Here is a 10,649-nt window from a genome sequence, read left to right on the forward strand (position 1 = left end):
TGTATTGTCGATGGATTTCTCATGGATTTTTCGGGGGGAAGCGATTTCACGCCTTGCCGACATCGACGGGCGAGGCATTGGTTGTCCGCTTGCGGACAACTGAGGATCAGGGGGAAAGATGAGACAATGGAGAAACTGGGTTCCGGCCCTGGTGCTGGTGCTGGGTTGCGCGTTACCCGGAGCGGGGCGGGGGGCCGACCCCGCCGAACTCACGCAGCTCGCCTATAATGACGGACTTGCCGAACTCTACGGGGATGAGGAGTTCGTCAGTATCGCCACCGGCGGCAAAAAACTGATCACTAGGGCGCCTGCGGTGGCCAGCGTTATCACCGCCGAGGAGATCCGGACCATGGGGGCGACCGATCTCAACCAGGTGCTCGATACCGTGCCGGGGCTGCATGTTTCGCTTTCTTCCTTGAGCCGTCTCGATGCCGTTTACTCGATCCGCGGCATCCACACCGGCTTCAATCCCCAGGTGTTGCTGCTGATGAACGGGGTCGCTTTTCCCGAACTCTGGACCGGCGCCCATCCTATCCTCTTTCGCCTGCCGGTGGCCAATATCGAACGTATCGAAGTCATGCGCGGCCCGGGCTCGGCCATTTATGGTGCCGACGCCTACGCCGGGGTGATCAACATCATCACCAAGGATGTCGCCGGCCTCGGCGGCCCCCGCGCCGGCGGCCGGGCGGGTTCCTTCGACAGTCAGGCACTCTGGTTACAGCACGGCGCAACCTATGCCGACTGGGATATCGCTTTTTCCTTCGAATGGCAGACCAGCGACGGCGACCGCGACCGGGTCGTCAAACGGGATGCGCAAACCACGCTGGACGAGATCTACAACACCAAGGCCTCGCTGGCGCCGGGTGCTCTCGATACCCGTTACGATCTGTTCAATACCCGCCTTGAAATCGGACGGGGTGACTGGAAGTTCAGCCTCTGGAACTGGCGCCTCGAAGACGCCGGTGTCGGTGCCGGCGCGGCGCAGGCCCTCGATCCCGAAGGCTACCAGAGCGATAACCTCTATCTCGCCGATCTGACCTGGCACAACACCGATCTGCATCCCGACTGGGATCTGACCGCACGGACGAGCTACCAGTACCTCGACAATAATATAAAATTTCATATATATCCTCCGGATGCCCAGCTGGGTGAAACCCTCAGCTTCCCCGAAGGGATGACCGGCCGCCCCGACGACACCTCACGGATCGCCGGCGTTGATCTCGCGGCGATTTATTCGGGGATTTCCAGGCACAAGCTGCGCATCGGCGCCGGGTACAAATATCAGCACATGGAGACCTTGGAAACCAAAAATTACGGTCCCGGGGTTATTCCCGGAGTCATTACCGATGTCACCGATACCCCGTTTGTTTACGCCCCCGACAAATCCCGCAAGGTACTGCACCTGTCCCTTCAGGATGAGTGGCAGTTCGCTCCCGATTGGGAACTGACCACCGGCATCCGTTACGACGATTTTTCCGATACGGGCGACACCTTCAATCCCCGAATCGCCCTGGTCTGGGCCACCCGGCACAATCTGACGACCAAGCTGCTCTACGGCAGCGCCTTTCGCGCCCCCTCCTTTTCCGAACTGTACGCCATCAACAACCCGGTGGCTCTGGGTAACCCGCACCTCGATCCGGAAACCATCGATACCCTGGAGTTGGCCTTCGACTATAAACCCACCTTCGACCTGCAACTGGGGCTGAGCCTCTTCGCCTATCGCGCCCGTGATCTCATCGAATTCATCGCGGAGCGCAACGGAACCTCCAAGGTCGCCCGCAATGCCCGGGATCAGGACGGTTACGGGTTGGAACTGGAGATGGATTGGCAGCTGTCGGAGACCTTGCGCCTGCGCGGCAATTATGCCTGGCAGCGGGCCGAGGATGAAGAGACCGGCAAGTGTGTCGCCGATGCCCCAGGGCAGCAGGCCTATCTGCGCACCGACTGGCGGTTTCGGCCCGACTGGGTCGTCTCGCCGCAGGCGACCTGGGTGGGAGACCGGGCGCGGGCCGCGGGCGATCCCCGGTCGGAGGTTGACGACTATACCCTGGTCGACCTCACCCTGCGACGGAACAATCTCTTCAAAAACCTGGAGGCCGCCTTGTCGGTACGCAATCTCTTCGATGAGGATGCCCGCGAACCGAGTGATGGGCAGATTCCTGAGGATTATCCCCTGGCCGGTCGCGCGCTCTGGCTGGAATTAAGTTGGAGGCTTTGAACGTGGAATCCAAACATGTGCATGTCCGCCGTCGCGATGAGTCCTTCGCGCAGCGATCGGTGACTAAAATCTGGGAAGAAGTTGCCTCTGCGGAAAATCCCTACCTCACCGAAAACTGTCGCTGCCACGGCTATGACCTTTTCGAACTGGTGGAGAAGCGTGGCTTTGCGGATGTCCTCTACCTGCTGTTTCAGGGGGAGTTGCCGTCAGCGGAGAAATCCCGGCTGTTCGAGGCGCTGATGATTGCTTTGATCAATCCCGGGCCACGCCATCCGGCCACTCGTGCCGCCATGTGCGCGGGGGTGGGAAAGACGGAAACGGCCCAGATCCTGCCCGTGGCCTTGACGGTGCTCGGTGGTAATCATCTCGGCGGAGCGGAGGTTGAAGAGGCCATGCGGTTTTTGCGCAAGGAAAGCAAAGGCGATCCGCTTCGGGCCGCGATGGAGTTGCCGGCGTCGCCGGCGCGCGAAGGGGACTGGCATCCGGTCCCCGGCTTCGGTTGCCGGTTCGGCGGGGTCGACCCCCTGCCCCGGAAGATCCTTCAGGCCCTGCTGAAACAGCCGGGAGCCGGACGCTGCATGCATTGGGCCTGGAACTTTTCCGAAGGGTTGAAGCCGCGGGATATGGGGATTCTGTCGACCGGACTGGCTGCAGCCGTCTTTGCCGATCTGGGTTTTCAACCCCGCGTCGGTCCCGGCCTTTTCCAGTTACTCAACGCCCCCGGCCTACTGGCCCACGGTGCGGAAATGGCGAACAAGCCATTGACGGCCATGCCTTTTATCAAGGACGAGGATTATGTCATCGAACGCTGACGGCAACGGCAAAAAAACCCGATTCTGGGATGAACTGCGCGGAACCGTGCGGAGCCGCAACGGCGGCTGGATCATGGGCCAGGGGGTTTTCTGCCAAGGCTACAATCTCCTCGAAGAACTGGCGGGTGAAGTCACTTATTTCCAGTTTCTGGTTCTCAATGCTACGGGTCGGCTGCCCGCTAAGGTTTTTGCCGACTGGCTGGAAGCCGCCTATACCTGCATGAGCTGGCCGGATCCGCGCATCTGGTGCAACCAGGTGGCCGCCCTGGCCGGATCGATGCGTACCCAGGTCATGGCGGCCAATGCCGCCGGAATCCAGACCGCCATCTCTCGCGCCTACGGCCCCAAAACGCTCATTGAGGGGACGTTGTTCATTCAGGACGCTCTGGCCCGGCATCGGCAGGGGAGATCGGCCCGTGAAATCGTCGCCGAAGAATGTGCCGCGCAGGGGGGCAAGCCCTACATTATGGGATTCGCCCGCCCCATCGCCAAGGGGGATGAGCGGATCGTCGCCATGGAGCGGATTTCGGCGCGGCTGGGTTTGCCGGTGGGCGAACATCTGCAACTGGCTTACGCCATGGAAAAGGTCTTGATGGCCGAGTACGATGAGGGAATGAATCTTACCGGCTACATGTCGGCCTTTCTGGCGGATCAGGGCTTTTCCCCCGACGAGGTCGGCTGCATCTGTGCGACCCTGGTCGCCAGTGGTCTGACCGCTTGTTATGCCGATACCCTCAGCCGTCCTCCCGAATCCTTCTTTCCCCTGCGCTGCGACGATATCGACTACCAGGGCAAACCGCCGCGACCGGTGCCGCCAAGAAGTGATTGAGCAGGACAAAAAAGGCCGGACTCCCCGAGGGAATCCGGCCTTTTCAGTCTTTCGGCCAGAGCGGGACGACGCCTGGCGGCTTGCCGGTCAAGGCTTTCATGCGGGCGCCCATGGGCGGCGTTTCTTCCGGATCGATGTGGATTTCCAGCAGGGTCGGTCCCCGTGTCGCGCAGATTTTCGCCACATCAAGCCGGTTCAGATCGTCTAGCGAATGGATGCGATAGGCGCCCGCGCCCATTGCCCGTGCGATTCCGCAAAAGTCCACCGGCGGCAGCTCGAAGGCGATCGCTTCTCCGCCGCCCAGCCGCTGGCCGTGCTTGACCATCCCCAGCGCCCGGTCGTTGAGAATGACGAAGATGACCGGCAACCTTTCCGCCACTGCCACCGACAGCTCCTGGCCGCTCATGAGAAAGCTGCCGTCGCCGGTCAGGCAGAGGACCGGGTTGCCCGGGCTGCCCAAGGAGGTGCCGACCGCTGCGCCGATCGCCCAGGTCATGGCTCCGAAACCCATGGCGATGCGATAGCAGCCGCCGCTTTTAGGATGCAGGTAGTGGGTCGCCCAGGCCCAGCTGTTGCCGGCGTCGATAAGAAAACGGGTGTTTTCGGGGAAGCGGGCGGCCAGTTCGACCATGACCCGTTGTGGTTTGAGCGGGCTCTCGGCGTTCTGGCAGGCGGCGGCGTCGTCCACGGAAAGCTGGGGAGGAATTCCCGGGATGGCCGATGGCGCCGCCGGATCCGGCCCGGTCGTGGCCGGCGGTCGCCTCCGGCGCAAGGTGCGGTTGAGGCTTTCGAAGACGGCGCGGGGGGCGCCGCAGACGTGTATCCGGGCCATGGGCGACCGGGTGAAGTGTTCGGCGACACCGTCGATATGGACCAGACGGCCATTGAGCAGGTGTTTCTCCTCGCCGCCGCATAAAAGCATCTCGCCGAAGCGGGTATTGACCGCCAGCACCAGGTCGACCTCTGCGTCGAAGAGCGCCTGGCGGGCCGTCACGTGGCCGGCGAAGCCGTAGACGCCCCGGTATTGGGGATGCCGGGGGTCGACCCAGCCTTTTCCTTCGGGGCCGCTGATGAGCAGTGCCCCCGTCGTTTCGGCGAAGGTGAGGATTTCCTCCATGGCTTCGCCGCAGGCACCGCCGATCACCACCACGACCTTCTTTGCCGCCTCCAGTTCCCGGCGCAGCCGCTCCACCGCCGTCGGGTCGATCAGGGAAAATTTCTGCCGCAGGGTCTCGTCGCCGGCCACCAGACGGTCGGCACCGTTGCGGATGCGCCGGGGCTCGCGCAGGATGTCCGAGGGGATACTGATGTGGGCCGGGCCGCTGCTGCGATGGGCGGCCATGATCGCCGTCACCAGCTTGTCTTCGAGCTGGCCGCGATGGGAAATGAGGGTGTTGTAGTGGGTGCAGTAGCGGAACATCCCAACGGTATCGACGGCGGTGCAGGAGGAATCCTGCAAGGCGCGCTTGCCGAACTGGGGCAACGAGGTCTGGGCGGTGATGACCAGCAACGGTATGCTGTCCATGTAGGCCGAGGCGACCCCGGTGATGAGATTGGTCGTGCCCGGTCCGGTGGTGGCGCAGCAGACTCCGAGCTTCCCCGTTTCCCGGGCGTAGCCGTCGGCCATGAAGGCGGCGCCGCTTTCATGGCGGGCAACGACCGGACGGATGCCGCCGCGGCGAGCACTGCGCGCAAGGGCATTGTAGAAGGGTTCGATCGCCCCACCGGGGACGCCGAAAACATACTCGATATGCAGTTCTTCCAGGTAACTGACGATCAGATCCCCGAGATCAGGGGGTGTGCAGGACTGCGCGGCGGGTTGTTCGCTGGCGGGTCCGGATTGAGTGGACGACATGGTGGCTTCTCCTGTTCACTGCTTTAGTTTCCCTCCTGTGTATGCCTATCCTCTTCATGTCGCTGCGACCTGCGAAAATCCCCAGGATTCGATGGGCGCGGGCCGGCCAATGTAGTAGCCTTGGGCGAAATCAATGCCCAAGGTGCGCAAGGCCTCGAAATCCTCGGCGGTTTCGACGAATTCGGCGATGGTCGTCTTGCCCAGGGTGCGGGCCACTTCATGGATGGAGCGGACCAGGGCGAGGTTGACCGGATCGTGGGCCAGGTTGCGGATGAACGTGCCGTCGACCTTGATGCTGTCCGCCGGAAACTCCTTGAGGTAGTTGAAGGTGCTGAAGCCGGTGCCGAAGTCGTCGACGGAGAAGCCGCAGCCGAGCTCCTGCAGGCGGGTGATCATGCGCTGGGCGGCAGGAATGTTGTCGAGGCTCGCCGTTTCCGTCAGCTCGAAGACGATTCGCTCCGGCTCGACCTTTTCTTGGGCGAGCAGATCCTCCACCAGCGGCAGGATGGCGCTGTCGTCGAAGGCCTGGGCCGAGAGGTTGACGGCGAGTTTGCGCAGCCCGGGATAGCGGCCGAGAAGGGTGATGCCCTGACGGATTACCCAGTGGTCGAGCAGGGCCATTTCGCCGGCCTGCTCCAGAGCGGGGATGAAATCCTTGGGGGGGATTTCTCCCTCTTCGGGGAGCCGCAGGCGCAGCAGGGCCTCGTAATGGCTGATTTCACCGCTGGCGATGTGGAGGATGGGCTGGAAATGGAAGAGCAGGCCATGCCCGGTGATGGCCTTGCGCACCTTGCGCACCCAGTCGAGGTTGCGGCGCAACTCCTCGTTTTCCCGATCCGCCGGATCATAGACATGGATGCGGTTGCGCCCCCGGTTTTTCGCGACGTAGAGGGCGATATCCGCCTGTTTGAGGTAATCCTCGGGTCGGCCGGCGCTGCCGTCGAGTTCGGCGATGCCCATACTGCAACTGATCTCGGCGACCTGCTCCTCGATACGGCAGTCGAGATGCTGGATGAGGTCGCGTAACTCGTTGGCGATTTCCAGGGCCTGGGGAAGGTCGGTGTTGGCGAGGAGAATGGCGTATTCGTCGCCGCCGAGACGGCAGAGCACGTCGGAACGACGGATCCGGCGGGAGAGGAGTTCAGCGACCTGCTTCAGGACCAGATCGCCGTGATAGTGGCCGAAACTGTCGTTGATGACCTTAAAGTGGTCGAGGTCGAGATAGAGCAGGGTGTGACGCCCCTGTCCCCGTTTACTCAGAGCCGCCATCTGCTTGATGGCATGGCCGAAGTAATGACGGTTGAAGAGGCCGGTGAGGGTGTCGTGCATGGCCAGATGTTCCAGTTCGGCCAGGGCCTTCTTGCGTCGGGTGATGTCGTCGAAACAGGCCGAGATCAAGGGGGTTCCGTCGACGCCGGTCATGGCGTCGAAGCGGCCGTCCACCCAGACGGCGTGGCCGTCGCGGTGGCGCAGGCGCAGTTCTAGGGCGCATTTCCGAAAACTGCCGAAGTTCAGCATCTGCAAGCGGTTGCGGTAGATCTGCCAGTCCGCCTCGTTCTCTTCGTCGCGAAAATCGCTTAAAGGGCGATTCAGGGATTCGGCGACGGTGTACCCGCTCAGCTGTTCCCAGGCGCGATTGAGAAAATGCAGGCGTCCTTCGGTATCCAGTTCGATAACCACGGTACTGAGGCTGTCGAGCAGATGCTGGTGGGTCTGGGAGATGAGCCGATAGGCTTCCCGGCTTTCCCGCAGGGATTCGACCCGGGCGGCGAACTGCTTGTTGCTGAGCAGGTAATCCTCCCGGCGCGCGGCGATTTCCGTGACCCGGCGCAGGGCGTCGGTGGTGAAGGGTTTGGTGATGAAGTCGGCGGCCCCCTCCAGCATCAGTTCCTCGGCCAGTTCCATGGTGCCGTGGGCGGTCATGATCACGACCGGCTGATCCGGGTGCTCCCGCAGAATGCCTTGCAGCACCTGCTGCCCCGAAAGCCCCGGCAGCATCACATCGAGCAGCACCAGGTCGTGGCGGCGACGCAACCAGGCCTCCAGCCCGGCTTGGCCGTCGGTCGCGACTTCCACCGTAAAGCGCGGTTGCAGAATCCGCTCAGCGAGTTGGGCGTTGTCGGCGAAATCTTCCACCACCAGCAGGGTCGGTTTGCGTGCGCCGGCACGGGGCGAATTCAGGCAACTTTTCAGGGTTGCGGGGAGTTCGAGGTAGCGTTCCAGGGGAATGACCGCGTCGAAGCCGAATTCGCGGGCAGTGGTTTCGGCGATTCGTTCGCACCAGGTGGTGGCAACCAGGATCAGGGGGATGAAGGCATCGCAAAGGAAGATGCCGGAGCGGACCATGCGCCCGAGCTGCCAGCCGTCCAGCGGGGCGATGTCGACGTCGGTGATGAGTAGGTCGATCCGTTTCCGGCGCAGCACCTGAACGGCGTCGCGGCCGTCGGCGGTTTCCGTGAGGTGGCGAAAGCCCGCCGTGCGCAGGGTCTCGGCCAGAATGCGGCGATTGTCCGAATTCCGGTTGACCAGGAGGATATGTACGTCTTGTACGTTGTTTGCCATCCTTAGCAGTCTCCTGAAATGTCTGTCATGTGCAAGCCCGCCGGCGAAGAAGACGGGATTGCCCCGACGAAAGGGGCGGGGGTGCATTTTCTGGTGGGGCCGCTTGTTACTTAATTATGCAATATCTGCACCGTTTTGCTTGGTTATTTTGACGGCCTTTCGTGATTTATCACCCTGGTTCGGAGTGTCAATGGGCCGATTCTTGACAAACAGGGTTTATTTAGAATAATATTTCGTCACTATGGATTTTAAAAGAATGATTGACGAAGTTGACTTGCAGATTCTGGAGATTCTTCAGGAGAAAGCCCGTATCCCCAACGCCGAAGTCGCCCGACAGGTCGGCATGGCTCCCTCCGCCGTCCTGGAGCGTATACGCAAGCTGGAATCCCAGGGGATTATTTCCGGCTACGAGGTGCGCCTCAATCCCGAGCATTTCGCCCAGAAGCTCGCCGCCTTCGTTCTGGTTGAGATGTCCCGGGGGGACTGCCGGGAGACGAGCGCGGCGTTGGCGGAGGTTACGGGGGTGCAGGAAGTGCATCAGGTGGCCGGCGACGATGGTTATCTGCTCAAGCTGCGGGTTGCCGACACGGAAGCCCTCGGCCGGATTCTGCGGGAAGAGGTGGCGATCATCGACGGCGTTGCTCGGACCCGAACCCTCATCGTTCTGGAGACTATCAAGGAAACCCGGCGGGTCACCCTGGGTGGTTCGGTAACGGAGCCCTTTTAGTTTTTCGGCAAATCCTGTATATCAATAACGCGCCTATCCGCTGAGGGCAAGAAGTAAGATGCTGTTTTAGCCGACGGATGATCGAGTGCTTGTCCGTCGCCTGATCAAGCGATACCGCCCGGCGGGACCCGGCCGCTTTTCATAACCCTTGCCGTTCTTTCACAGGAACTTTTCTTTTTTCAGGAGATCGACACCCATGCCCATGTCCGACACATTCAAAGCCCGCCTCTTTCCGGCGATCCGCGACATTGCCGCCCATTACGGCACCCCCTTTCATATCTATGACGAAGCGGGCATCCGCGAAACGGGAGAGCAGCTCAAAAAAGCCTTCGCCGGCATTGCCGGTTTCCGCGAGTATTTCGCTGTCAAGGCCCTGCCCAACCGGCGCATTCTGCAAGTGATGAAAGAGATGGGCTTCGGCTTCGACTGCAGTTCCATCCCCGAGCTCATTCTTGCCCGCGAAGTCGGAGCGAAGCCCGAGGAGATCATGTTCACCTCGAACAATACCAGCCGCGAAGAGTTCGAGTTCGCCGCCAAAGACGGCGGCTGCATCCTCAACCTCGACGATGTCAGCCTGATCGACAAAGTGCCGGAATTTCCCGAGCTGATCTGCTTCCGCTACAATCCCGGGCCGCGCCGCACCGGCAACGTCATCATCGGTCATCCCGAAGAGGCCAAATACGGCGTCACCCACGAGCAGGTGGTGGATGCCTACCGCCGCGCCCAGGCGCGGGGCGCCAAGCGCTTCGGCCTGCACACCATGGTCGCCTCCAACGAGCTCGACTACACGTACATGGTGGAGACTGCCCGCATGCTTCTGGAAATCTCGGCCCTGGTCGAGAAGGAGCTCGGCATCCGCTTCGAATTCCTCAATATCGGCGGCGGCTTCGGCATCCCCTACAAACCCGAACAGCACCCCCTGAACCTCGCCGCCATGAGCCGCGAGATTACCGCCCTCTTCGCCACCTTCAAGGACAAGCACGGCTATGTTCCGGCCATGGTCATGGAGAGCGGTCGCTACATGACCGGTCCCCACGGCGCGCTGGTGACGATCGCCATCAACCACAAGGACACCTACCGCAAATACGTCGGTCTCGATGCCTGCATGTCGTCGCTGATGCGCCCGGCCCTTTATGGCTCCTACCACCACATCGACGTGATCGGCAAGGAAGACCTGCCGAAAAGCGAAGTGTATGACGTGGTCGGCTCCCTCTGCGAGAATAACGACAAGTTCGCCATCCAGCGGGAACTGCCGCCCATCGTCGACGGGGACATCGTCGTCATTCACGACAGCGGCGCTCACGGGCATGCCATGGGCTTCCAGTACAACGGTCGACTGCGGCCGAAAGAGTTGCTGCTGCGCGCCGACGGGAGCGTCGAACTCATCCGCCGCGCCGAGACGGTGGAAGATTACTTCGCTACCTACCAGTTCACGCCCGACGCCTTCATTCCGAAAAAAGCCTAAGCGATCTATTGCCCACGCTCAAAAACCGGAGGCCGCTTCAAAAGAAGCAGCCTCCGGTTTTTTGTTTGCCCAGCGTAGCGGGCAAACCCGGCCTGTTGCAAGAGACAGGCGTCACCCCGGCCAGGGGGAAGACAATCCGAATCGCAAGGGCGTTGCTGGTAACGGCAGGGTCTGAAGGAAG

General features: G+C 61.7%; 7 protein-coding genes. 5 read left to right on the forward strand and 2 right to left on the reverse strand.

Features of this window, described 5'->3' with window-relative positions; translation table 11 throughout:
• Nucleotides 1-118: 118 nt before the first annotated feature.
• The 3 genes from RBR25_RS14560 to RBR25_RS14570 are packed head-to-tail and all read left to right on the forward strand — an operon-like array spanning nucleotide 119 to nucleotide 3,859.
• Nucleotides 119-2,218, forward strand: a complete 2,100-nt coding sequence (locus tag RBR25_RS14560) for a TonB-dependent receptor plug domain-containing protein (protein ID WP_432820278.1) — start codon at nucleotides 119-121, stop codon at nucleotides 2,216-2,218.
• 2 nt (nucleotides 2,219-2,220) lie between these two features.
• Complete coding sequence (locus RBR25_RS14565; RefSeq protein ID WP_432820279.1) at nucleotides 2,221-3,030, forward strand: citrate synthase; 810 nt, start codon at nucleotides 2,221-2,223, stop codon at nucleotides 3,028-3,030.
• Nucleotides 3,014-3,859, forward strand: coding sequence for a hypothetical protein (locus tag RBR25_RS14570; protein ID WP_432820280.1), 846 nt, complete (start codon nucleotides 3,014-3,016; stop codon nucleotides 3,857-3,859). The genes RBR25_RS14565 and RBR25_RS14570 overlap by 17 nt, the downstream gene beginning before the upstream one ends.
• Nucleotides 3,860-3,902: 43 nt before the next feature.
• Here RBR25_RS14570 and RBR25_RS14575 read toward each other — a convergent pair whose 3' ends face one another.
• Together RBR25_RS14575 and RBR25_RS14580 are read right to left on the reverse strand one after the other, a co-directional pair.
• Nucleotides 3,903-5,714 (reverse strand): thiamine pyrophosphate-binding protein, encoded by a 1,812-nt coding sequence (locus RBR25_RS14575; protein WP_432820281.1) that lies wholly within the window; start codon nucleotides 5,712-5,714, stop codon nucleotides 3,903-3,905.
• Between the two features lie 54 nt (nucleotides 5,715-5,768).
• Nucleotides 5,769-8,276, reverse strand: coding sequence for a two-component system response regulator (locus RBR25_RS14580; protein ID WP_432820282.1), 2,508 nt, complete (start codon nucleotides 8,274-8,276; stop codon nucleotides 5,769-5,771).
• A gap of 256 nt (nucleotides 8,277-8,532) precedes the next feature.
• Between RBR25_RS14580 and RBR25_RS14585 the strand changes: the two genes are divergently transcribed.
• Together RBR25_RS14585 and RBR25_RS14590 are read left to right on the forward strand one after the other, a co-directional pair.
• Nucleotides 8,533-9,003 (forward strand): Lrp/AsnC family transcriptional regulator, encoded by a 471-nt coding sequence (locus RBR25_RS14585; RefSeq protein WP_432820283.1) that lies wholly within the window; start codon nucleotides 8,533-8,535, stop codon nucleotides 9,001-9,003.
• A gap of 196 nt (nucleotides 9,004-9,199) precedes the next feature.
• Nucleotides 9,200-10,468, forward strand: a complete 1,269-nt coding sequence (locus RBR25_RS14590) for a diaminopimelate decarboxylase (RefSeq protein WP_432820284.1) — start codon at nucleotides 9,200-9,202, stop codon at nucleotides 10,466-10,468.
• The last annotated feature ends 181 nt before the right edge of the window (nucleotides 10,469-10,649 follow it).

This window comes from Trichloromonas sp. (assembly GCF_034006665.1).
Lineage (GTDB): Bacteria > Desulfobacterota > Desulfuromonadia > Desulfuromonadales > Trichloromonadaceae > Trichloromonas.